Here is a 21,768-nt window from a genome sequence, read left to right as displayed (position 1 = left end):
GCCCCGCACCGACCGCCCCCAGCGGCGAGGACCCGGTCGGCACCTCGACCGAGGGCATCCCGACCGGCTTCCCGCAGACCGAGCAGGGCGCCGAGAGCGCCGCCGCCAACTACGCCGTCGCCCTCGGCGGCGAGGGCATGTTCGTCACCGAGACCCGGCGGGCCATCGTCGAGACGGTCTACACGGCAGGGGCGGCGGAGGAGCAGGGTCCCGAGCTCGAACGCGTCTACACGGACGCCCAGTTCCTGGACCGGGTCGGTCTCGACCAGAACGCGGCGCCTCCGGAGGGGATGACGTTCGTCGCCCGGGTGGTTCCGGTCGGCACCACGGCCATCGAGTACAGCGACGAAACCGCGACCGTGAACGTGTGGTTCACGTCCCTCTTCGGGGTGGCCGGCGAGAGCTCGGTCAACCCCGTGACGGAAGCCTGGTACACCAACACCTTCGACTTGCGCTGGGAGGACGGGGACTGGAAGGTCGTGGACTTCTCGCAGGCGGAGGGCCCGGTGCCTGTCGGACGCGACCAACGGGCCTCCACCGCAGAGGAGATGGCGGAGGCCAGCGAGCAGTACGGAGGGTTCACGTATGCGCGCTGATCTCAGACCACGAGTGGCCGCCCTGGCCGCCTCCCTCACCGCCTTCCTCGGCGCAGCGATCGCCCTGGGGCCTCGAGCCGTCGCGCAGGACACGGAGGACGATCCTTGCGACCTGATCCGCGGCCCCGCCCGTGACTACTGCGAGGACGAGGGCGGCGGAGGTGGCGGCGGGGGCGTCGACACCTCACGGCTGGACACCACGCTCGATCCCCTGAGCGCGCTCGCCCAGGGCTGCGCCGACGCCGCGGCCTGGGTGGTGAACCAGCTGTCGGTGGCGGTCAACAACACGACCAACGTGGACTTCACCAACGCGGCGTTTCTGCGCCAGTACGCCGTCGTCTTCGCCGCCGCGACCGTGCTGACGCTGACCCTGTGGCTGCTGGCGGTCACCAAGCGGGCGATTCGCGGGGTGCCGTTGACGACCGCGATCTCCGAGGCGGTCGGCTTCCTCTGGCTGACGGTGATGGCCTCGGCCTTCACTCCGCTGATCCTCTATGTGATCGTCGCGGCGACCGACGGGGTCACCGATGTCATCGCGGCCGGCACGGGCAACAACTCCGACGCGTTCTTCGGTCAGTTCGCCGCCGCGCTGGAGGCGGGGGACGACATCGGCGGTGGCCCGATCATGCTGATCGTGGTGTCGCTGATCTCGATCCTCGCCGCCGGTGTGCTGTGGCTGGAGCTGGTGATCAGGGCCGCGCTGCTGTACGTCGGGGCGCTGCTGGGCACGGCGGTGTACGCGGGGCTCGTCGACAAGAACCTCTGGGGCCACGTCCGCCGTTGGGCGGGGATCATGCTGGCGGTGATCCTGGTCAAGCCTGTGATCGTGATCGTCCTGGGACTGGCCTCGGCGCTGTCCACCTCGGACGGCCCGACCGCCTTCTCCGCGATCGTCTCCGGTCTGGCGATCATCCTGCTGGCGATCTTCGCCTCGGCGATGATCTACCGCTTCGTTCCCGGGTTCGGCGACGAGATCGCCAACCACCGGTCGATGCGCCAGGACACCTCCAGCCGCGCCGCGAACGCCGCCATCGCCACGCCCGCCACGGTGCTGCGGCAGGGCATGGGCACACACGGCACGCGCGGCGGCGGCGAGGGTGGTGGCGGCGGCAACTCCGGCCCGCAGGGCGCTTCGGGAGGCGGCGGCCAGTCCGGTTCCAACCCGCTGGCCGGCGGCATGGCGGCGCACGGCTCGCGCGGGTCCTCGGGCGGCCGGGGCGGCGGTGCCGGCGGGCCGGGCGCCAAGGGAGGTGACCGGTGAGCGTTCCGCCGGCCACCCTCACCCGGCGCCGCACCTATCTGATCGGGCGGTCCCGGCCGAACGCCATCATCGGCAAGAACCGGGAGACGGGCGAGATCGCCCTGATCATCCTGGGCGCGTTCCTCGGCATGATGAGCGGCTTGCTGATCCCCGCCCTGATGCCCCGACTGTTCGCTCTGGTGGGGTTCCCGGCGCTCGCACTCGCGGCCGTCTTCGTGCCGTTCAACGGCCGCACGTTCTACAGGTGGTTCGAGATCAACAGGACGTACCGCCGCACGCTGCGGCGCGGGGGCAGGTACCGGTCGGGCGCGGCGGAGGCCGGGGTCTCGCTGGACGGCCGGGAGGTCGCGGTGGGCGCGCCGCCCGGCGTGGGCCGGGTCAGCTGGCTGGCCGCCCCCTTCGGGCCGGACGAGATCACGGTGCTGCTCCACGCCGACCGGCGCACGGTCACGGCGGCCATCGAGATCGAGGGCCCCGGCGTGGGCCTGCGGGACAGCGAGGACCAGGAGGCTCTGGTCGACCGGTTCGGCACGCTGCTCAAGCACGTCGCGAACGGGGACGGCTTCGTCACCCGCCTGCAGATGCTGGCCCGGACGCTTCCCGCCGACCCCGACGCGCACGCCCACGACGTCGCCGAGCGCGGTGACTTCACCACCCCGGTGTGGTTGCAGAACTCCTACGACCAGCTGCAGTCGATGGTGTCGACCTCCAGCGAGCAGCACCGGGCCTACCTGGTGGCCTGCATGCGGCACGACCGGGACCTCGCCAACGAGGCGGCCACGATCGCCCGCGCCGCACGCGCCTCCTCGCGTTCCGGTGTGGCGGGTGCGCGGGCCCGCCGGATGACGCAGGACGAGGGGCTGGCCATCGTTATGGCCCGCGAACTGATGGACATCTGCGCGCGGTTGGCCGAGGCGGACATCCGGGTGCGGCAGCCGCTGGGCGAGGCGCGCCTGTCGTCGCTGATCCACTCGATGTACGACCCGGACCACCCCATCGACCACATACAGGCCATGTCGCAGCGCAACGCCTGGCCGGCCGAACTCGACGCGCGCGAGGCGACGTACCTCCAGGCGAAGACCCGGGAGTCGGGGACCCGCGCGCCGTGGTGCCACGCCACGGCCTGGGTCAAGGAGTGGCCGTTGACCCCGGTGGGCGTCAACTTCCTGGCGCCGCTGCTGGTGCACACGCCCGACGTGATCCGCACGGTGGCGGTCTGCATGGACCTGGAGCCGACGGACATCGCCATCGAGCGGATGCTGACGGAGAAGACCAACGACGAGGCGGAGGCCGCCCGTGCGGCCAAGATGAACCGCACGGTCGACCCCCGTGACGTCGCCGCGCACAGCCGTGTCGACCAGCGTGGCGACGACCTGGCCTCCGGCGCGGCCGGCGTGAACCTGGTCGGTTACCTCACCGTCTCCTCGCCCAACCCCGAGGCACTGGCCCGCGACAAGCGGACTATCCGCGCCTCCGCGGGAAAGTCATACCTCAAGCTGGAGTGGTGCGACCGGGAACACCACCGTGCCTTCGTGAACACCCTGCCGTTCGCGACGGGGATCCGCTGATGGCCGGCGCCACCGACGCGTCCGCAGTGAGGAGGCACCGACGTGCTGCCACGTGACCCGATGGCGGCCCTCACCGAGACCTTCACCTCGCTGCTGTTCGGCAAGGTGGAGACCACCCGGCTGCCGGTGCGCACCTCGACCGGGCAGGCACAGGCCGTCTACCTGCCGACCGCCGCTCCCGGGCTGGGGGACTCGGGCGTGATCATCGGCCGCGAGGTGTACAGCGGCAAGGGCTACATCTACGACCCGTTCCAGCTCTACGGACAGCAACTCCCCGCGCCGCACTGGCTGGTGCTCGGGGAGTCCGGCAACGGCAAGTCGGCCCTGGAGAAGACCTACGTCCTGCGCCAACTGCGGTTCCGCGACCGGCAGGTGGTGGTGCTCGACGCCCAGGGTGAGGACGGCGTCGGCGAGTGGAACCTGATCGCCGAGGCGCTCGGCATCACGCCCATCCGGCTGGACCCGATGGCCGCGCTGGAGCAGTCGATCCGGCTCAACCCGCTCGACCCGGCGATCACCGCCACCGGGCAGCTGGCGCTGCTGCGCACCATCATCGAGGTGGCGATGGGCCGTGGCCTCAACGAGCGTTCCGGGTTCGCGCTGAAGGTCGCGCACGCCCATGTGACCGAGACGGTCGGTGTGGAGACCACCGGGCGGCAGCCGATCCTCTCGGACATCGTGGAGCGGCTGCGCCATCCGCTGCCGGAGTCGGCGCTGGCCATGAACGTCGCCCCCGACGACGTGCGGGCGTGGGGCCTGGACGTCGCGCTGGTCCTGGACCGGCTGGTCGACGGTGACCTGCGAGGGATGTTCGACGGTCCGACGACGGTCGGCATCGACCTCGACGCCCCGCTGACCGTCTTCGACCTCTCCCACATCGACCGCAACTCCATCGCGATGCCCATCCTGATGGCCATCGTCGGGGTGTGGCTGGAGCACACCTGGATCAGGCCCGACCGCAAGAAGCGGATCTTCCTGGTGGAAGAGGCCTGGCACATCATCAACTCGCCTTTTGTGGCGCAGCTGTTCCAGCGGCTGCTGAAGTTCGGCCGACGGCTCGGCCTGTCCTTCGTGGCGGTCGTCCACCACCTCTCCGACGTGGTGGACGGCGCCGCCGCCAAGGAGGCGGCCGCGATCCTGAAGATGGCGTCCACCCGGACCGTCTACGCCCAGAAGTCCGACGAGGCGAGAGCCACCGGCCATGTGCTCGGGCTCCCGCGCTGGGCGGTGGAGATCATCCCCACCCTCACGCCCGGCATGGCGGTCTGGGACGTCAACGGCAACGTGCAGGTGGTCAAACACCTGGTGACCGAGGCCGAACGCCCCCTGGTCTTCACCGACCGCGCGATGACCGAGGGCTCGCCCGTGCTGACCGCCGGGCCGGCCGGGGAGCTGCCGCCGCTCGAACTGGACGCCGCGCCGGTGTCGTTCGACAAGCGCTCGGCGCGCTGACGGAAGGCGGCCGCCGCGATGAGCCACCACCAGGGCACCCAGCCGGACCCGTACGGACCGGAGGACCCCTACGGACCAGGCGCCCACGGTCCGGGCGCCTACGGTCCGGGCGCCTACGGTCCGGGCGGAGGCGTCACCGACCGGAGGGCCGGTGGTCCCGGCCGCCGCACCGGCGGTGTCCCCGACGCGCTGGTCGTCGGATCGCTGGGGTTCGCCATCTCGGTGACCCTGCTGGTCTGGTCCTCGACCGGGCTGGCCGGGCTGCTGCACCAGGGCTCCTGGCCGTCGGGCGTCGCGTTCCCCCGTACGGCCGGGGCGATCCGCTCCTTCCTCACCGCCCCGGGAGATGTCGCAGCCGCGTGGCCGCACGCCGACCCGGCGGCGCTGCCGGGCGCCGGGCTGCTCTGGCTGATGTTCCTGGCCCAGCTGGCCGTCGCCTTCGCCACGGTGCTGTGGGTCGCGATCCGCGTCGGCCGGTGGCGCGGACGGCGGGCGCGGGGCGGGGCGGGGCCCGGCCAACGCCCGTCCGGAGCCCGCGCCGCGCCCAACGCGCCCGACCGCGGCTACCCCCACCCCGGCGGGCCCGCGCCCGACCACGACCACCCCACCGGGAGCCTGACGGGCACGACCAGTGCGACCGGTGCGGCGGGAGAGGCCCGGGACGCGGCGGGCGCCGTGCTGGCCGCCGGTCCCGCCGCGGCCGTCGCCGACCCCGACGGACGGCTCTACCGCTCGACCGCCGCGCGGCGCGCCGACCACGGCCGCGTCCACCTCTACGACCCGGACCACCTCACCGACACCCCGGTACGGCTCCGCTGGGCGCCGCACCACGGCTGCGCCGACCTCACCACCGCGCGCCGCCGGGCAGCGGCCCTCCTCGCCCCGGTCCGGCCGTCCGCCCCCGTCTTCCAACTGGACGCCGAGACCGCCGAGACCGTGCTGCGCGGCTATCTGCACGCCGCCGCGATCACCGGCAGACCCTTCGGCGACGTACACCGCTGGGCACAGAGCAACGCGCCGGAACCCGCCCGGACGCTGCGCGCCCACCCACGTGCCGCACCCGGCGCGTCCATGGAGCTGGAGGCCGCCCTCACCGCGCACCCAGGTCGCCGGGACTCCGCGCTGGCGCTGATCAACCGGGCGCTGGCCGGGCTGGAGAGGCCCGCCGTCAGCCAGGCGTGCGCCCCGGGCAAGGCGGACACGGCGGCGCTGGAGGATCTGCTGGAGAGCGGCGGCACGCTCTATGTCGTCGGTGACGCCGCGGTGACCGCGCCCCTGCGCCACGCGCTGCTCGACGCGGTCGCGCCACGGCTGGACCGGGTCGACACCCGGCGCTTCGCCCACTGACGCCCCCGTTCAGCGCGCGGCGGGACGGGCCCGGACGTGCATCCGTTCGCCCTGCCGCCCGAAGAGCGCCAGCAGCTCCACCGGGCGGTCGTCGGCGCTGCCGAACCAGTGCGGCAGCCGGGTGTCGAACTCGGCGGCCTCACCGGCGCCGAGCACCAGGTCCCGTTCGGCCAGCCGCAGCCGCAGCCGGCCGGAGAGCACGTACATCCACTCGTGGCCCTCGTGGGTGCGAAGCTCCGGCTCCTGGCCCTTGCCGCCGGGGATCACCATCTTGAACGCCTGGAGCGCCCCGGGCTGCCGGGTCAGGGGCAGCACGGTGCGGTCGCCCATCCGCTGCGGGCGCAGCCGGACCCGGGGATCGCCGGTCTCCGGAGCGCCGACCAGGTCGTCCAGCGGCACCCGGTGGGCGCGGGCGATGGGCAGCAGCAGCTCCAGGCTGGCACGCCGCCGCCCGGACTCCAGCCGGGAGAGGGTGCTCGTGGAGATGCCGGTGGTCTCGGCGAGGGCCGTCAGCGTCACGCCGCGCCGCTGCCGGAGCCGGCGGAGCCGCGGCCCCACCTCTGCCAGCACGTCGCCGATTCCGGCGGGGCCGTCGCCGTCGCCGTTGTCGTCGCTGTCGTCGGGGGGAGGCGCGTCGTGCCGGTGGGCGGGGGAGGTCATGGCTCCATGCCACCCCGGCTTCCCGGCACCGGCAACCCGGGTTGCCGCAACCGCGCTCGGCCCCGGCCGGGGCCGGGGCGCCCGCTCAGCGGGGCAGCCGCCGCGTGTAGGGAGTCCGCCAGGCGGGTGGCTCCTCGGCGCCCGGGCTCGTCCAGTACTCCCGCCCGGCGGTGACCAGTCCGTCCCGGACGGTCCAGAACGACACGGCGCGGAAGACGCCGACACCCTCCTGCGGCACCTCCACCTCCGAGACCACGCTCTCCCCGTCGGCCACGACGCGCAGTACCCGGATCGACCAGCCCTCCGGGTACTCGCTGTTGACCGAGACGAAGTTCTCCCGGCCCTCGATCAGCTCCGCGCTGACCGGCCACTCGACCGTGGCGTCCCGCGCTATCAGCGCGCCCACCCCCGGCCAGTCCCGCGCCTCGACGCGCGCCCACAGCTCCCTGACCACCTCTGCCGGTTCCATGTCCGGCACCCTGACACAGCCCACTGACATCGCCCGGCCGGACGGCCGGGGGTGGAGGGCGGGCGGGTTTCTCTATCGCTGGTTGGAGGCCGCAATCAGCCCTCGGCCCGAGGCCACGCGGTGACCCGCGGCCATAGCCTCGACACATCATGAAACGAACCGACGACCGGATGCTCCCGGTCCTGCTGCTGACAGCCCAGGCCCTGGTGTGGCCAGGGGTGGCGCTGCTGCGTGGCGAGGTGCCGACCGCCACGCAGTTGCTGGCCGCGGCGCTCACGGGGCTGGTGGTGGCCGGTGCGCTCGCCGCGCGGCGCGCCCACCCGGTCCCGGCGCTGGCGGTGACGGTCGCCGCGTGTGCCCTCTCCACGGGGGTGCTGCCCGACGGTGGCACCGCCGTGCTGGGCACCGCGGGGGTCGCCCTCGCGCTGTACACGGTCGCGCTGCTGCGGGACACCGTGACGGCGCTGCTGACGGTCGGCACGCTGGCTCTCTGGCAGGCCCAGTACCTGATGACGCTGCACTCGCTCGGCGCCGGAAACGGCCTCGACCTCGTGCTCACCGCCGTCCTCTACGTCGCGGCGGTCGGAGCCGGTGTCCGCCGGCGCCGGGCGCGGGCGGACCGGCGGGCCGCCGAGCGCCGGCTGGACCGGGCGGCGTCCGAGCGCCACCGGCTGCCCGCCGCCGAACGCCGCCGAGTGGAACGGGAGTTGCACGACGTCAGCGCCCATCATCTGACGGCGGTCGTCGTCTCCGCCGGTGTCGCGCTGGGGCTGCGGGAGAAGCGGCCGGAGCTGACCGGGGAGGCGCTCACCCTCGCCGTCGGCACCGGGCGCCAGGTCACGGAGGCGCTGGGCGCGGTGCGGGCCCCGGCCCCGGAACCGCCGGACTCGGCCGCCCCGCGTGAACGGCTCCTCGCGCTGGTGGAAGGCGTGCGCCGCCTCGGTCAGCCGGTGAGCTGCGAGTTGTCGTCCCTCCCCGACGGCTCCGCCGGCGAGGTGGTCCACGGCATCGTCCGGGAGGCGCTCACCAACGCGGTGCGGCACGCCCCCGGCGCGCCCACCAGCGTGGAGTGCCGGGAACACGGCGGCGGACACCAGGTCACCGTCCGCAACGAGCGGCCGGGGCAGGCCGAGGAGGGCGCCGCCTCGCTCGGCGGCGGCCGGGGCCAGGCGTTCCTGCACAGCCGTGCCCGCGAGGCGGGCGGCACCCTGCGCAGCGGGCCCGGCCCGGACGGGAGCTGGAGCGTGACGGCCTGGCTGCCCGGGCCGGACGGCGGACTGCCGCACACCCCGGTCCCCCGGGCACGTCGCGTCGCGCAGGTCCTCACGGCGGCCGTGCTCTGCCTCAACCCGCTGCTGCCGTTCCTCGCCGTGCGGTCCGCGGACCCCTCTCCCGGCAGCGGTGCCGCCGCCGGGGTGCTGTTCACGCTGCTCGCCGCGGCGCAGGCGGTGGTGGTGCTGTGGGCGCGGCAGTCCCCGCGCGGCGCGCTCGTCACCGTGCTGGTGCTGGCGGCGCTCTGGCCCGCGGGGGCCGCAGCCGGGTACGGCGGACCGGTGCTGGTGCCCGCGCTGCTGGCCGCCGCCGCGACCTGTGCCGCAGTCGCCGTACTGGCCTCCCGCACGGCCGGGGCCGCACCCGGGCCGCGCCCACTCTGGCCAATGGTGGCCGTCGCCGGGCAGGCGGCGGTCGGGGTCCTCCTCGTCGGTACGGCGCCGGTCGAGACCGACCCACCCGGGGCGGTGGCCGCCGTGGGGCTGCCCGCGCTCGCCGTCGCGGCGGCGTGGTGGCTCGGTGGACGCCAGGGCAGGCGCCGCACAGCGGCGCGGGAGGCGAACGAGGACCGCATCACCGCCTGGACGGGCGAGGCGGTCCGGGACGCCTGGGGCGAACGCGTGCGGATCACCTCCGGGTTGGAGACCACCGTGCTGGCGCGTACCGCCGAGATGGTGCGCGAGGCCGAGAACGGGCGGCTGGAGGAGACCGCCGAGCGGGCCCGCGAGGCGCTCGCAGCCATGCGGGCGCTCCTCGACAGCGGCGGAGCCACCCAGGAGTACGCCGAGCGCCGCCCCCAGCCCACCCTGCAGGCGCTGGACCTCCTCGTGCGGCAGAGCCGGGCCGCCGGGCGGGATGTCGCGGCCGCGATCGACCCGGGCGTGCCACGGCCCCTGCCGTCCGCCGTGGACATCGCCGCCTACCGCGCCGCCGAGACGCTGCTGACGGCCGGTGGCGAGGGCCCGGCCGAACTGCGGGTCGAGGCCGGTGCGGGATGCCTGACGCTGCGCGCCACCGGGGTGCGCGCACTACGGCCCGAGCAGCGCGAGGAGTTGACCGCCCGCGCCGCCGCGCTCGGTGGCACGCTGTCGACCGGATCCGGCGGAACCGCCGAGCTGCGACTGCCGCTGGAGCCACCGGCGGCGGACGCCCCGGCGGTCGCCGAGCGGACTCCGTCCCCGCCGCAGGCCGGCGAGGGGCCAGGACAGGGTGCCTCCGGCACCGGCCGAACCGTGCCCACCGGGCACGGAGACGAGGAGGACCCCCGATGCCCGTCACAGTGATGGTCGTGGACGACCAGAGCGTCGTCCGCACGGGATTCGCCGCCGTCATCGACGCCGAGCCGGACCTGACGGTGGTGGGGGAGGCCGGCGACGGCGCGGAGGCCGTGCGGCTCGCGGAACGGCTCGCTCCCGATGTCGTGGTGATGGACGTGCGGATGCCCGAGGTGGACGGCATCGCCGCGACCCGCCTCATCACCTCCCGCCCGGACGCGCCGCGGGTGCTGGTGCTGACCACCTTCGACCTGGACTCCTACGTCTTCGACGCGCTGCGCGCCGGGGCCTCCGGCTTCCTGCTCAAGGACGTCCGGGCCTCCGAACTGCTCGACGGGGTAAGGGTCGTGGCCTCCGGGGAGAGCGTGCTCTCCCCGTCCGCGACCCGCCGCCTGATCAGCCACTACGCGGACGGCCCCGACCGGCGCTCCCGGACGGCCGAGAGCGCCGGGGCGGTCGCCAGGCTGACGGCACGCGAACGGTACGTGCTGACGCTGATCGCCTCGGGGCTGAGCAACGCGGAGATCGCCGACCAGCTCGGCATCACCGTCGGCACCGTGAAGTCGCACGTCAACGCGCTGCTGCGCAAGCTCGGCCTGCGCGACCGCGTGCAGGCCACGATCCTCGCCTACGACCTGGGCCTGACCCGGCCCCGCCCGCCGAGCCCGGCGGAGTGATGCCGCGGGCCGGACCGACGTCCGCCCGCCCAGGCCCGACCGCACCACCCCGACCGCACCACCGCGACCGCACCACCCCGACCGTCGGGCCTGACCGTCGGGTCCCGTTCCGCACCACCTCCACGAGAGGACCACGTCACCATGGCCACCACCGCACCCGGGGAGCAGACCACCATGACCTCCACCCGTCTCTCCGTCGTCCGCACCGCGCGCGATGCCCTGACCGCCCTGCCCTCCCTCGTCTACCTCGGCGTCGTCACCGCCCTGTGGATCTGGGCGATCGTCGTCAGCAACATGCCGCAGCCGGACGGGTCGTTCGCGGCGGTGGTGCCGTTCATGGCGACCGCGCCGGTCAGTCTGCTGATGCTCGGACTCCCGGACCACCTGGCCTTCCTGGTGGCGGCGTCCGCGCTCGGCGCGCTGGTGAACGCCTTCGTCATCGGCTGGTGCTACCGCACGCTGCGGGCCCGGCCGGCGTCCTGAGCCGTGACGCGGGCGGCGGGGCACAACGCCCCGCCGTTCGCTTGCCGTTGCCGCTCCGTCAGCCGGACTGCTGTACGGCGAGGGAGAGTTCGACGGTGCGCAGCGTGGGATCGCGCGGGTCGGGTGTGCTGCGGCCGGTGGGCCGGAACCCGAGCCGCCGGTAGAACCGCGCGGCGCGCTCGTTGTCCTCGTGGACGTCCAGCCGCACCTCGCGGGCGCCCGACCAGTCGATCGCGGCGCGCATCAGCCGCTCGGCCAGGCCGGTGCCCCGCTGCTCGGGGCGCACATAGACCCCGACGATGTGGACGTGACCGTCGTCGGTCACCAGGGCGGTCGCCATTCCCGCCCAGTCCTCGTCCGCGCCCTCGACCACGAAGGTGGTGCGCACCGGGTTGGAGGTGGCGCGCCGCGTCCACTCGCCGGAGGTGCGGCGCAGGGCCTGCTCGACCGGCTCGAAGAAGGCGACCGGAGCCGCCGGGTCGCGGAGCGCCGCGAGCCGCAGCCTTCGGTAGCTCGACCAGTCGGCGCCACGTGTCTCCCGCAGCCGGTACGCCATACGGCTGATGCTGTCAGCCGTGTCCGCCCACCGCAACGACATCCGCCGGGCGGTGCGCCGACGAGGCGGAGCCGGCGGATCGGAACCGGCGGGGCGGCCTCAGGCGGTTCGGTCCGTCCAGGCGGTCCCGGAGCGGGCGCGGGCCACCAGCCGGGCGAGCACCTCCGCGCGCGGCGCCGCACCTGGCGGGCCCGGAGCAGCCGGCGGGCCCGGCGGTGCGGGGGAGGCGGGCCAGACCCGGGCGCCACCGGGCGCCGCCAGCGCGACCGCCGGCCCGTCGGGCGCCCCCGCGACCCACAGCACCCCGCCGCCCTCCTCGGTGAACTCCGCGGCGACCTCCGGGTGGACGAAGGACCGCAGTTCGTACACGGCCCGCCCCTCCGGGGACAGCAGCGTCAGCCGGCGCTCGCCGAGCGGCGCGGCGCGGCCTGGTGGCACGGAGCCGAGCGCCTCCGACCGCAACGGCCAGACCTGCCAAGGGTGTTGTGTGACCAGCTCGGTCAGCTGCCGGCTGCGGCGCCCGGCGCGACGGCGGTAGACCAGCCACATGGACGCGCCCGTCAGCAGCAGCCCCGCCATGACCACGGCGACCAGCGGCTCGGACCCGTCCACCAGCGCCACCACCGCCGCGGCCAGCAGCATCACCCCGAGCAGAGACGAGCGGAGCATCCGGCCGGTCGCTCCGTAGACGTCGAGCTGCCGGGCGAGTCCGCCGGCGGTCGCGGCGACCTCGATCGCCGGGGCGGGGGAGACCTGGTAGCCGTGGGCGAGGGCCGCGGCCTCGTCCGAGGTGCGCGGGCGGCCCTGGTCGGCGGGGTCGGGGTGGGAACTGATGGCCCTCACCTCCCGGTCGGGGGTTCCCAGCGTAGTGGCGAACGGGCCGCCGAGCCGGGTGCCGACGGCCCGGGGTGCCGTCCATGATCCACAGCACGCCCCGCCTGATCTGTCAGCTTTTGCGGGAGTGTGGGGGTGTGAATCGACGGGGTTATCCACAGGCTGCCGCTCAGCCTGTGGGTAACTTCACGCCCCACAGCGGCAGTTGGCGGCGGCACCCGGCCCGTGCCCGCGCGCGGCGGGCGACGACGAGCGGCGACGACGAGCGGCGACGACGAGCGGCGACGACGACGAGCGGCGACGCCGAGCGGCGACGTCCAGCCCGGGGCCGGACGCCGCCGCTCGGCGTCGAGGACGTGCGGTTGGTGCCTCAGGCGCGGGGCGCCACCTTGGACAGGCCGTTGATCACGCGGTCCATCGCGTCACCGCCGGTCGGGTCGGTGAGGTTGGCCAGCATCTTCAGCGTGAAGCGCATCAGCGTCGGGTGCGTCAGCCCCCGGTCGGTCGCCAGCTTCATCACCTTCGGGTTGCCGATCAGCTTCACGAAGGCGCGGCCCAGCGTGTAGTAGCCGCCGTAGGTGTCGCGCAGCACCTTCGGGTAGTTGAGCAGCGCCAACTCCCGCTGGGAGGGGGTGCGGCGGGCGTGGGCCTGGGTGATGACCTCGGCGGCGATGGCGCCGGACTCCATGGCGTAGGCGATGCCCTCGCCGTTGAACGGGTTGACCAGGCCACCGGAGTCACCCACCAGCATCAGCCCGCGGCTGTAGTGCGGCTTGCGGTTGAACGCCATCGGCAGCGCGGCGCCGCGGATCGGCCCGGTCATGTTCTCCGGGGTGTAGCCCCACTCCTCCGGCATGGAGGCGCACCATGCCTTCAGCACCTCGCGCCAGTCCAGCTCCTTGAAGGCGCTGGAGCTGTTGAGGATGCCCAGGCCCACGTTGGAGGTGCCGTCGCCCATTCCGAAGACCCAGCCGTAGCCGGGGAGCAGCCGCGGTTCGCTGCCGCGCCGGTCCCAGAGTTCGAGCCAGGACTCCAGGTAGTCGTCGTCGTGGCGCGGGGAGGTGAAGTAGGTGCGGACGGCGACGCCCATGGGCCGCTTGTCGTCGCGGTGCAGCCCCATGGCGAGGGAGAGCCGCGAGGAGTTGCCGTCGGCGGCGATGACGACCGGCGCGCGGAAGGTCACCGGCCGCTTCTCCGCTCCGAGCTTGGCGTTGACGCCGACCATCCGGCCGGTGCGGTCGTCCAGCACCGGGCCGGAGACGTTGCAGCGCTCGTGGAGGCGGGCGCCGGCCTTCTCGGCCTGGCGGGCCAGCTGCTCGTCGAAGTCGTCGCGCTTGCGGACCAGCCCGTAGTCGGGGTAGCTGGCCAGCTCGGGCCAGTCCAGCTGCAGGCGCTGTCCGCCGCCGATGATGCGCAGGCCCTTGTTGCGGAGCCAGCCGGCCTCTTCGGAGATGTCGATCCCCATGGCGACCAGCTGCTTGGTGGCGCGCGGGGTGAGGCCGTCGCCGCAGACCTTCTCCCGGGGGAAGGCGGTCTTCTCCAGCAGCAGGACGTCCAGACCGGACTGCGCGAGGTGGTAGGCGGCGGCCGAGCCGCCGGGCCCGGCCCCGACCACGATCACGTCGGCGCGGTTCTCGGCGGCGGTGTCCTGCGCCGTGGTCGGCTCGGTCTGCTCGGTCACGAGCGGCTCTCCGATCGTTCCTGGGGCGTGATCCCCGAGTCTAGGTCGTGTCTGGCAGGTGAAGCCGTCGGTGCGGCCCGGCCGTCCGGCGCGGCGCGCCGGGGCTCAGCGGCCGCGGTCGGTCCCGGTACCGGTCTCGGTCCCGGTACCGGTCTCGGTGGCGGTATCCCGGGCGTTCCCCGTCGCGTTCCCCGCCGTGGGCTTGACGCCCCGGTGGAGGGTGACGATGCCGCCGGAGAGGTTGCGCCAGGCCACCGAGGTCCAGCCGGCCCGCTGCAGCTTCGCCGCCAGGCCCGGCTGGTCCGGCCAGGCGCGGATCGACTCGGCGAGGTAGACGTAGGCGTCGGGGCTGCTGGAGACCTTGCGCGCCACGGGCGGCAGCGCCCGCATCAGGTACTCGGTGTAGACGGTGCGCATCGGCGCCCACGTCGGGTGGCTGAACTCGCAGACCACCAGCCGCCCGCCGGGCCGCGTCACCCGCAGCATCTCCCGCAGCGCGGCGTCGGTGTCCTGGACGTTGCGCAGCCCGAAGGAGATGGTGACGGCGTCGAAGGCGTCGTCGACGAACGGCAGCCGGGTCGCGTCGCCCGCGGTGAACGGCATCCACGGCAGTCGCCGCTTGCCCTCGGCGAGCATGCCCTGGCTGAAGTCGCACGGGACGGTGTACGCCCCCGCGTCCGCGAAGGGCAGGGACGAGGTGCCGGTGCCGGCGGCCAGGTCCAGGACCCGCTGGCCCGGCCCGGCGCCCACGGCGCGGGCCACCGCCTTCCGCCAGCGTCTGTTCTGGCCCAGCGCCAGCACGTCGTTGGTCAGGTCGTACTTGGCGGCCACCGCGTCGAACATCGCGGCGACTTCGCTCGGCTGCTTGTCCAGGGAAGCGCGGGTCACCCCGTCATTGTCCCGCCCGTCGCGGGGCGGACGCGGGCGGGGTGGCCGGCGCGCCCCGCGCCGGGAGCGTGCCCGTGGCGTGTGCGGCGGACGCGGGGCGCCCGGGAGTACGCGCGGGCTCGCCCGGTACGCCGGGGGAGCGCGAGCGTGCGGCGCCCCGATCGTCATGTTGTAGCGTTCCCCGACGTGCCTCCCCGTCGTACCGCCGCCAGCGCCCGCCGCGTCGCGCGGCTCCGTCGGACGATCCTGGTGCTCACCCTCGCGGTCGGCGGGACCGCCGGTGTGATCGCGATGAGCGGCTCCGGGGACGACGGGGACGACGGCCGCCCGGCGGGCTCCGGTGACACCGCCCGGGCCGACCGCACCGAGGACCACGAACTGCCGCGCGCCTCGGGCACCCAGCGGCCCTCGCCCAGCCCGACCGCGATACCCGTGCCCGAGTCGGGGCCCGGGACCTTCACCAGCGCGGTCGCCGACGCTGAGACGGTCGGGCCATCGGAGGGGACGGTCTACCGCTACCAGGTGCAGGTCGAGGACAACATCGAGCTGGACCCGGACGCGGCCGCCGCCGAGATCCACACCATCCTGGGGCACGAGCGCGGCTGGACCAACGACGGCGACAGCGCCTTCGCCCTGGTCGCCGACGGCGACACCGACCTCAACGTGATGATCGCGACGCCCGACACCGTGGACGAACTCTGCGGCCGCTACGGCCTGGACACCCAGGGCGAGGTCAACTGCCGCATCGATGACGACGTGGTCGTCAACCTCCGTCGCTGGGTGGAGGGTTCACCCGAGTTCGACGGTCCGATCGGCGAGTACCGGGCGCTGATCATCAACCACGAGGTGGGCCACCGCATCGGCCACGGCCACGCGGGCTGCCCCGGCGAGGGCGAACTCGCCCCGGCGATGATGCAGCAGATCAGAGGGCTCGACGGCTGCGTGGCCAACGCCTGGCCCTACGGCGAGGACGGCGAGTTCATCGACGGGCCCTGGGTCCCCTGAGGGGGTCCGGCGGGGGGTCCAGCCACGCGCCGAGGTCAGGCGCCCAGCTCGGCGCCCAGGTTCTCCATCCAGGCCCGCGTGCCGCGTTCACGCCACTCGGGCTCCTCCAGGGCGTCGAGGAAGGCCCCGTACTCGGTCAGCACCAGCCGGGTGTGTTCCCCCTCCGGCACCAGTTCGACGGTGGTGATGGAGACCGTGGCGACCCGCTCCCCCTCGGAGAGCACCGAGGAGTAGACGATCCGCTGGTCCGGGACGATGTCGTGGTACGCGGAGGCGAACGTCAGCTCCGGCCCGCCGGGCCGGCTGCCCCGGGTGATCTCCCTTCCGCCCGGGCGGAAGTCCAGTTCGTGCCGGAAGCCGGGCTCGGTGAACCAGCGGGCCTTGGTCGCGGGGTCGGCCCAGGCCGCGAAGACCCGCGCGGGCGGCTGTTCGTAGACGCGCTCGACGCTGAAGGTGGCGTGCCGGGCGGGCCGGGTCGCGGACCCGGGGTGTGCGGAGTGGGTGGTCATCGCTGCTCGTCCTCCTCGGACGGGGTGCCGGGCTTCGGGGCGCCGGTCACGGGGGTGCCGGCAGTGTGGGTGCCGGCTGCTGTCTCGGCCGTCGGAGCCTCGGCCAGTACGCGGTCGAGCGTCTCCAGGCGTCGCTCCCAGTCGGTGCGCCGCCCGTGCAGCCATGATTCGGCCGCACGGAGCGCGGCGGGTTCCAGATGGCAGGTGCGGACCCGGCCGGTCTTGGCGGTGCGCACCACACCGGCCGTCTCCAGGACGGACAGATGCTGCATCACCGCCGACAGCGACATCGCGAACGGCTCCGACAGTTCGCTGACCGAGGCCGGTCCACGGGTGAGCCGCTCGACCATGAGCCGCCGGTTCCCGTCGGACAGGGCCTGCAGGACGCGGTCCAGATCCGGGCCGGCCTCGGTGTCGGTCTCGGCCTCGCCGTCGCCCGTCGGGCTCTTGTCGGCCGCGCCTTTGTTAAGCATGTTCTTAAGTGTCGCTCGCCAGCCATCAACAGTCAAGTATTCGCTTCACTGTCACGTTCGTCCGGTGGGCACGCGGGATCAGATCAGGAGAGGTACCGCTGCACCTCGGCCGTGGGGCGGACCCGGGCGTCGTCGGGGTCCTCGCCGTACTCGATCTTGGCGCGGCGCTGCCGCAGCAGGTCCCAGCACTGGTCCAGCTCGCGTTCGACCTCGGCCAGCCGGCTCCGTTCGTCCTCGCCGTCGAGCGCCGCGTCCGCCAGCCGTCCGCGCAGGGTCCGCTCGGTGGCGACCAGTTCGCGCACGCGGGACAGGATCTCCTGCTGCCCGCCGTCACTGTCGTCACGCTCCGTTGCCATTGCGGCCACCTCCTCGCGCTCCAGGCTAGGCGCGGGTCCCTCCACCCGCGATCGGAGCGCTTCGCCCCCGGGGCAGCCCGCCCGGCAGTGCCCCGCCCGGCCGTTCTCAACCGCTCCGGATTCGTTGCGGCGTCGTGATTCGCCGAGAGTCGCCGGTTGTTACGGTGCGGAGATGCGAAGACTTCGTGCCCTCCCCGCGCTGGCTCTCCTCGCCGCCCTCCCGCTGGCCGCGTGCTCCTCGGGCGACAGCTCCGACGACGCGGCCGACGGCGCCGACCAGGAGAACACCTCCACGGACGCCGGGGACGACGCCGACGAGGACGACGCCGACGAGGACACCGAAGGCGACGACTCCGAAGGCGACGACGCGGACGACGCCGAGGAGTCCGGCGACGCCGACGACTCCTCCGGCTCCGGCGGGTCCGGCGGGTCCGCGGCGCCCAGCTTCGAGGACGTGACCGCCGCGTACGAGGACTGCTCCGCCATCGCGACCCACGTCGCCGACCTCGTCGGCGATCTCCCGCTCGACAGTGCGACGAGCGAAGTCGACGAGTACGGGGCGTTCTGCAACTGGGAGCGCCCGGACGCCACCGACCTCGCCGACATCGCCACCTTCAACGTGGCGGTCGAGGAGGGGCCGGGCGAGATCATCTCGGCCGACATGATCGAGAGCCTCGACATCATGGAGGTCGTTCCGGACCGGGCCGTGGAGAGCGCCGGTGGCATCGCTTACAGCAGCACCACCGACACCGGCGCCGCCGCCGTGGTCGTCATCACCGTGCAGTTCCCCGACGTCCAGGTGACCCTGGTCGGTGGGCAGTTCGCAGATACCCCGGAACTGACCGCGGAGAGCGGTGTCGAGGCAGCCAAGAACATCCTCGGCGTCGGCTGACCCACGGCCCCGGCGTCCGGGAGCGGTGGTCCCTCCCGGCGCCGGAACGGCCCGGCGTCCGGGAGGTGCCGCTGGCGGCGCGGCGGGCACCCGGCGTGGAGCACCGGCGGCATCATGCTCACCGTGCGGTGAGGGCCGTGCCCAGCGTCTCGGGGGAGCTGCAGTACGGCAGTTCGTCCAGCGACGCGTCGGTGCAGAAGCGCACCACCAGGTCCGCGAAGTCGGCGATGCGTTCCATCGGGGCGAGGTGGTCCGTCTCGTCGATCGTGAGGAACCGTGCCCGGGGCAGGCTGCGGGCGACCTCGCGCCCCATGGCCGGCGTCGTGAGGGTGTCGTGCTCTCCGGTCACCACCAGGCTCGGCACCTCGGGAACGGGCTCCGGCCGGTACCAGTCGTGCCGCAGCATCCGGGAGTTGTGCTCGGCGGAGTTGCGGCGCTGCTCGGCGTTCTGCCCCGTGATCTGCTGGTGGACGAGCCGCGCCATGGCGGCGTGCTTGCGCACCCGGCCCGCGCCGAGCGGGGAGACGAAGCCCTCGGCCAGCTCGCGCGCGATGCCCGCCGTGTCGTCCCGTTCGATCATCGCGGCCCAGCGTTCCATGGACGCCGTGTACTCCGCGGTGACATGCGTGGTCATTCCGACCAGCATCAGCCGCGCCACCCTTTCCGGGTGGTGCTGGGCGAACCGCAGACCGATCGCCCCGCCGTAACAGGCACCGACCATATTGACGCGTGGGACGCCGAGTTCGTCCAGAAGGTGCCGGGTCGCGGCGGCGAGGAAGTCGACACCGAACTCACCCGGCAGAAAGTCGGCCCCTCCATAACCGGGAAGGTCGACGGTGATCACCCGGCCGACCGTGCTCAGCCATTTCTCGTGCCGGACGTACGAATTGCGGTCCTGCATTGATCCGCCCAGTATCAGGATGGGCTCGGTGACGGGTGCGCCGCGGTCGACGACCCTGCAGGTGAAGCGGAATCCGTCGAGCACGAGGGACCGCTCCTCGATCAGTACGGCCTCCGCCGGGTGGGGCTCCGCGACCGGTGACGTGTCCTGCGTGAGGACTGCGTCGGTGGGCATGAGGCAACTCCAAGGCTTCGGAAGAACAACGAAGTCCCTGATTAGCAGCCGCCGTCGGCGACCGGCGCCCGTGACCCTTTCGTGGGCGATTCACCGTGTCCTGGTTGACGACGCCGGTTCCCACGCCGCCGAGCGCCGGGCCGCGTCGCGCAAAGACGGGACCGACGGCGGTGTGACACCCCGATCGCCCATCGCGTCAAGGGTGTTGAGGCGGTGGGCTCACCGTGGTTCACGCACCCGGCACGCCACCCGCCGCCGCGATCCGCTGACGCGCCGCCTCGTAGAGCACGACGCTGGCCGCGTTGGACGCGTTGAGCGAACTCGCCGACCCCGTCATGGGGATGGAGACCGTCTCGTCGCACAGCTCGCGCCACGCGGGGCTCAGCCCCGACGTCTCGTTGCCGACAGCGAGCAGCACCGGACGGGTCAAGTCACAGGCGGAGACGTCCATGTCGCCGTCCTCGTCGGTCCCGATCACGGTGACCGCCGTCCCGGCGCGACGGGACGCCTCCAGCCACGCCGCCACCTCGCGGTGGCCCGGCGCCCGCACCGTCGGCAGCGCGAAGAGCGAACCGGTGCTGGCGCGAACGGCCTTGGGGTCGTAGACGTCCGCCGCGTGGCCGGTCACCACCAGACCGTGCGCGCCGAAGGAGTCGGCGGAGCGCACGATGGTGCCGATGTTGCCCGGGCTCGTCGGCCGGTCGAAGGCGACCCCGAGGAAACCCGCGCCCACCGGGATGCGCGACAGATCGTCCGGCGGCATCTCCACCACCGCCAACAACTCGGTCCCGTCGCCGCGTTCGCCCAGCTCGGCCAGGAGCTCCGGTGCCATCGCCCAGCTCTCGGCGGAGCTGTCGGCCAGCAGCTCCCGCGCCCACCGCGAGAGCCGCCGCTCACCGTCGTACAGCAACGCCCTTACCGGCCAGCCGCGTTCGACGGCCAGGGTGATCGGGCGGACACCGTGCACCAGGAACTCGCCCGCGCGCAGCCGCTTGTTGCGGTTGGCCAGCAGCGCCTGCCACTGCTGGAAACGGGCGTTGCGGGTGGTGATGCGCCGTACGGCCACCGTCGTCCTCTTCGTCGTGCGAACGCCACGCGGGCACCACGGCTGCGCCACGCGGGCGCCGTGCCGCCCGGCGGACGCCGGGCGGGGCCGTGGCCGGGGTCAGTTCGCGTCGATCAGCTTCAGCTCGGGGTGGGCGGTGCCGCCCTCGATCGCGGTGGAGGAGAGGTGGGAGACCACCTTGTCGTCCACCGGGTCCTGCGCGGGGTCCTCGTGCACCACTAGGTGCTCGTAGGTGGTGGCGCGCTGCGCCGGGACCCGGCCGGCGGTGCGGATCAGGTGCAGCAGCTCCATCCGGTTGGAGCGGTGCTTGGCACCGGCCGAGGAGACCACGTTCTCCTCCAGCATGACCGAACCCAGGTCGTCCGCGCCGTAGTGCAGCGACAGCTGGCCGACCTCCTTGCCCGTGGTCAGCCAGGAACCCTGGATGTGCGCGACGTTGTCGAAGAAGATCCGCGCGATCGCGATCATCCGCAGGTACTCGAAGAGCGTGGCCTGGGTGCGGCCGCGCAGCTTGTTGTTCTGCGGCTGGTAGGTGTACGGGATGAACGCGCGGAAGCCGCCCGTGCGGTCCTGCACGTCGCGGATCATCCGCAGGTGCTCGATCCGCTCCGCGTTGGTCTCGCCGGTGCCCATCAGCATCGTGGAGGTGGACTCCACGCCCATGTTGTGCGCGGCCTCCATAATCTCCAGCCAGCGCTCACCGGACTCCTTCAGCGGCGCGATGGCGTTGCGCGGCCGCGCCGGCAGCAGCTCGGCACCGGCCCCCGCGAACGAGTCCAGCCCCGCCTCGTGGATGCGGCGGGTCGCCTCCTCCGGGGAGACCCCGGAGATCCGGGCCATGTGCTCCACCTCGGAGGCGCCCAGCGAGTGGATCACCAGCTGCGGGAACGCCTCCTTGATCGCGGAGAAGTGCCGCTCGTAGTACTCCACACCGAAGTCCGGGTGGTGGCCGCCCTGGAACATGATCTGGGTGCCGCCCAGCTCCACCGTCTCCGCGCAGCGCCGCAGGATGTCGTCCAGGTCGCGGACCCAGACGTCCTCGCTCTTCGGCGGGGCGTAGAACGCGCAGAACTTGCACGCCGTCACACACGAGTTGGTGTAGTTGATGTTCCGCTCGATGATGTACGTGGCGATGTGCTCGGTGCCCGCGTAGCGACGGCGGCGGACGGCGTCGGCCGCACCGCCCAGCGCGTGCAGCGGGGCGTGCCGGTACAGCTCCAGCGCCTCTTCTGCGCTGATCCGTCCGCCGTCGGCGGCACGGTCGAGCGTGGACTGGAGCTCGGCGCTGAAAGCCATGGTCGGGTCCCCTCCGCGGGTGGCTGAAGACCGGTCCAGCGTACGCCCCCGCCACCGCCCCCCGGGGAGCGCGTCACC

Annotated in this window: 22 protein-coding genes; 10 read left to right on the top strand and 12 right to left on the bottom strand. The window is 73.5% G+C overall.

The window, feature by feature from the left end:
- From E0D90_RS26545 to E0D90_RS09380, 5 genes are all read left to right on the top strand, one after another.
- The coding region (locus tag E0D90_RS26545) for a DUF8175 domain-containg protein (protein ID WP_157996842.1) at window positions 1–596 on the top strand (596 nt) is incomplete at its 5' end.
- Window positions 586–1,857, top strand: a complete 1,272-nt coding sequence (locus E0D90_RS09395) for a hypothetical protein (RefSeq protein WP_130797327.1) — start codon at window positions 586–588, stop codon at window positions 1,855–1,857. The genes E0D90_RS26545 and E0D90_RS09395, both read left to right, overlap by 11 nt.
- Window positions 1,854–3,425, top strand: coding sequence for an SCO6880 family protein (locus tag E0D90_RS09390; RefSeq protein ID WP_130797326.1), 1,572 nt, complete (start codon window positions 1,854–1,856; stop codon window positions 3,423–3,425). The genes E0D90_RS09395 and E0D90_RS09390 overlap by 4 nt, the downstream gene beginning before the upstream one ends.
- Before the next feature lie 60 nt (window positions 3,426–3,485).
- Window positions 3,486–4,877 (top strand): ATP-binding protein, encoded by a 1,392-nt coding sequence (locus E0D90_RS09385; protein ID WP_103504445.1) that lies wholly within the window; start codon window positions 3,486–3,488, stop codon window positions 4,875–4,877.
- Window positions 4,878–4,895: 18 nt separating this feature from the next.
- Window positions 4,896–6,224, top strand: a complete 1,329-nt coding sequence (locus E0D90_RS09380; RefSeq protein WP_130797325.1) for a hypothetical protein — start codon at window positions 4,896–4,898, stop codon at window positions 6,222–6,224.
- A gap of 9 nt (window positions 6,225–6,233) precedes the next feature.
- Here the strand turns inward: E0D90_RS09380 and E0D90_RS09375 are convergent, their stop codons facing one another.
- Entirely contained in the window at window positions 6,234–6,884 is a 651-nt protein-coding gene (locus E0D90_RS09375) for a helix-turn-helix domain-containing protein (RefSeq protein ID WP_130797324.1), read from the bottom strand.
- An 85-nt stretch (window positions 6,885–6,969) separates the two neighbouring features.
- Window positions 6,970–7,353, bottom strand: coding sequence for a nuclear transport factor 2 family protein (locus E0D90_RS09370; RefSeq protein WP_103501026.1), 384 nt, complete (start codon window positions 7,351–7,353; stop codon window positions 6,970–6,972).
- A 149-nt stretch (window positions 7,354–7,502) separates the two neighbouring features.
- Here E0D90_RS09370 and E0D90_RS09365 point away from each other — a divergent pair, with 149 nt between their 5' ends.
- From E0D90_RS09365 to E0D90_RS09355, 3 genes are all read left to right on the top strand, one after another.
- Complete coding sequence (locus tag E0D90_RS09365; RefSeq protein ID WP_130797323.1) at window positions 7,503–9,908, top strand: sensor histidine kinase; 2,406 nt, start codon at window positions 7,503–7,505, stop codon at window positions 9,906–9,908.
- On the top strand, window positions 9,893–10,576 hold the full coding sequence (locus E0D90_RS09360; RefSeq protein ID WP_130797322.1) for a response regulator: 684 nt from the start codon (window positions 9,893–9,895) through the stop codon (window positions 10,574–10,576). The genes E0D90_RS09365 and E0D90_RS09360 overlap by 16 nt, the downstream gene beginning before the upstream one ends.
- A 141-nt stretch (window positions 10,577–10,717) precedes the next feature.
- Complete coding sequence (locus tag E0D90_RS09355) at window positions 10,718–11,059, top strand: SCO4225 family membrane protein (protein WP_227870096.1); 342 nt, start codon at window positions 10,718–10,720, stop codon at window positions 11,057–11,059.
- A gap of 58 nt (window positions 11,060–11,117) precedes the next feature.
- Here the strand turns inward: E0D90_RS09355 and E0D90_RS09350 are convergent, their stop codons facing one another.
- The 4 genes from E0D90_RS09350 to E0D90_RS09335 form a co-directional block, all read right to left on the bottom strand.
- On the bottom strand, window positions 11,118–11,615 hold the full coding sequence (locus tag E0D90_RS09350) for a GNAT family N-acetyltransferase (protein ID WP_130797321.1): 498 nt from the start codon (window positions 11,613–11,615) through the stop codon (window positions 11,118–11,120).
- A gap of 99 nt (window positions 11,616–11,714) precedes the next feature.
- Window positions 11,715–12,458, bottom strand: coding sequence for a hypothetical protein (locus E0D90_RS09345; RefSeq protein WP_130797320.1), 744 nt, complete (start codon window positions 12,456–12,458; stop codon window positions 11,715–11,717).
- Window positions 12,459–12,819: 361 nt separating this feature from the next.
- On the bottom strand, window positions 12,820–14,130 hold the full coding sequence (locus tag E0D90_RS09340) for a geranylgeranyl reductase family protein (protein WP_130797319.1): 1,311 nt from the start codon (window positions 14,128–14,130) through the stop codon (window positions 12,820–12,822).
- A gap of 105 nt (window positions 14,131–14,235) precedes the next feature.
- Window positions 14,236–15,018 carry a demethylmenaquinone methyltransferase gene (locus tag E0D90_RS09335; protein ID WP_130797318.1) on the bottom strand — a complete coding sequence of 261 codons (783 nt, stop codon included), beginning with the start codon at window positions 15,016–15,018 and terminating at the stop codon, window positions 14,236–14,238.
- 186 nt (window positions 15,019–15,204) lie between these two features.
- On the opposite strand from E0D90_RS09335, the gene E0D90_RS09330 reads away from it, so the two are divergent.
- Window positions 15,205–16,023, top strand: coding sequence for a DUF3152 domain-containing protein (locus tag E0D90_RS09330; protein WP_227870095.1), 819 nt, complete (start codon window positions 15,205–15,207; stop codon window positions 16,021–16,023).
- Window positions 16,024–16,058: 35 nt separating this feature from the next.
- Here the strand turns inward: E0D90_RS09330 and E0D90_RS09325 are convergent, their stop codons facing one another.
- From E0D90_RS09325 to E0D90_RS09315, 3 genes are all read right to left on the bottom strand, one after another.
- Window positions 16,059–16,532: an SRPBCC family protein gene (locus E0D90_RS09325; protein ID WP_103501194.1), complete on the bottom strand. Its 474-nt coding sequence runs from the start codon at window positions 16,530–16,532 to the stop codon at window positions 16,059–16,061.
- Complete coding sequence (locus tag E0D90_RS09320; RefSeq protein ID WP_130797316.1) at window positions 16,529–17,005, bottom strand: ArsR/SmtB family transcription factor; 477 nt, start codon at window positions 17,003–17,005, stop codon at window positions 16,529–16,531. The genes E0D90_RS09325 and E0D90_RS09320 overlap by 4 nt, the downstream gene beginning before the upstream one ends.
- An 83-nt stretch (window positions 17,006–17,088) precedes the next feature.
- A complete protein-coding gene (locus tag E0D90_RS09315; protein WP_103501192.1) occupies window positions 17,089–17,361 on the bottom strand; it encodes a DUF2630 family protein in 273 nt (90 codons plus the stop codon).
- A gap of 172 nt (window positions 17,362–17,533) precedes the next feature.
- Here E0D90_RS09315 and E0D90_RS09310 point away from each other — a divergent pair, with 172 nt between their 5' ends.
- Window positions 17,534–18,253, top strand: a complete 720-nt coding sequence (locus E0D90_RS09310; protein WP_130797315.1) for a hypothetical protein — start codon at window positions 17,534–17,536, stop codon at window positions 18,251–18,253.
- A gap of 118 nt (window positions 18,254–18,371) precedes the next feature.
- On the opposite strand, the gene E0D90_RS09305 is transcribed toward E0D90_RS09310, so the two are convergent.
- The 3 genes from E0D90_RS09305 to mqnC all read right to left on the bottom strand — a co-directional run bounded on the left by E0D90_RS09305 (window position 18,372) and on the right by mqnC (window position 21,690).
- A complete protein-coding gene (locus tag E0D90_RS09305; RefSeq protein ID WP_130797314.1) occupies window positions 18,372–19,328 on the bottom strand; it encodes an alpha/beta fold hydrolase in 957 nt (318 codons plus the stop codon).
- A gap of 229 nt (window positions 19,329–19,557) precedes the next feature.
- Complete coding sequence (locus E0D90_RS09300; protein ID WP_130797313.1) at window positions 19,558–20,394, bottom strand: RNA methyltransferase; 837 nt, start codon at window positions 20,392–20,394, stop codon at window positions 19,558–19,560.
- Window positions 20,395–20,493: 99 nt separating this feature from the next.
- Window positions 20,494–21,690 (bottom strand): cyclic dehypoxanthinyl futalosine synthase, encoded by a 1,197-nt coding sequence (gene mqnC, locus E0D90_RS09295; RefSeq protein ID WP_130797312.1) that lies wholly within the window; start codon window positions 21,688–21,690, stop codon window positions 20,494–20,496.
- Between the last annotated feature and the right edge of the window lie 78 nt (window positions 21,691–21,768).

Origin of the sequence: Streptomyces otsuchiensis (genome assembly GCF_004305975.1) — a bacterium.
Lineage (GTDB): Bacteria > Actinomycetota > Actinomycetes > Streptomycetales > Streptomycetaceae > Streptomyces > Streptomyces otsuchiensis.
Note: the sequence above shows the minus strand (reverse complement) of the source record. Positions and strands in the feature narration are given on the sequence as shown.

Bases quoted from the DNA above. Each gene is read 5' to 3' on its own strand.
- E0D90_RS09385 (WP_103504445.1), top strand. From the start codon at position 3,486: ATGGCGGCCCTCACCGAGACCTTCACCTCGCTGCTGTTCGGCAAGGTG.
- E0D90_RS09320 (WP_130797316.1), bottom strand. From the start codon at position 17,005: ATGCTTAACAAAGGCGCGGCCGACAAGAGCCCGACGGGCGACGGCGAG.
- E0D90_RS09375 (WP_130797324.1), bottom strand. From the start codon at position 6,884: ATGACCTCCCCCGCCCACCGGCACGACGCGCCTCCCCCCGACGACAGC.
- E0D90_RS09350 (WP_130797321.1), bottom strand. From the start codon at position 11,615: ATGGCGTACCGGCTGCGGGAGACACGTGGCGCCGACTGGTCGAGCTAC.
- E0D90_RS09360 (WP_130797322.1), top strand. From the start codon at position 9,893: ATGCCCGTCACAGTGATGGTCGTGGACGACCAGAGCGTCGTCCGCACG.
- E0D90_RS09315 (WP_103501192.1), bottom strand. From the start codon at position 17,361: ATGGCAACGGAGCGTGACGACAGTGACGGCGGGCAGCAGGAGATCCTG.
- E0D90_RS09380 (WP_130797325.1), top strand. From the start codon at position 4,896: ATGAGCCACCACCAGGGCACCCAGCCGGACCCGTACGGACCGGAGGAC.
- E0D90_RS09355 (WP_227870096.1), top strand. From the start codon at position 10,718: ATGGCCACCACCGCACCCGGGGAGCAGACCACCATGACCTCCACCCGT.
- mqnC (WP_130797312.1), bottom strand. From the start codon at position 21,690: ATGGCTTTCAGCGCCGAGCTCCAGTCCACGCTCGACCGTGCCGCCGAC.
- E0D90_RS09325 (WP_103501194.1), bottom strand. From the start codon at position 16,532: ATGACCACCCACTCCGCACACCCCGGGTCCGCGACCCGGCCCGCCCGG.
- E0D90_RS09370 (WP_103501026.1), bottom strand. From the start codon at position 7,353: ATGGAACCGGCAGAGGTGGTCAGGGAGCTGTGGGCGCGCGTCGAGGCG.
- E0D90_RS09395 (WP_130797327.1), top strand. From the start codon at position 586: ATGCGCGCTGATCTCAGACCACGAGTGGCCGCCCTGGCCGCCTCCCTC.
- E0D90_RS09305 (WP_130797314.1), bottom strand. From the start codon at position 19,328: ATGCCCACCGACGCAGTCCTCACGCAGGACACGTCACCGGTCGCGGAG.
- E0D90_RS09365 (WP_130797323.1), top strand. From the start codon at position 7,503: ATGAAACGAACCGACGACCGGATGCTCCCGGTCCTGCTGCTGACAGCC.
- E0D90_RS09310 (WP_130797315.1), top strand. From the start codon at position 17,534: ATGCGAAGACTTCGTGCCCTCCCCGCGCTGGCTCTCCTCGCCGCCCTC.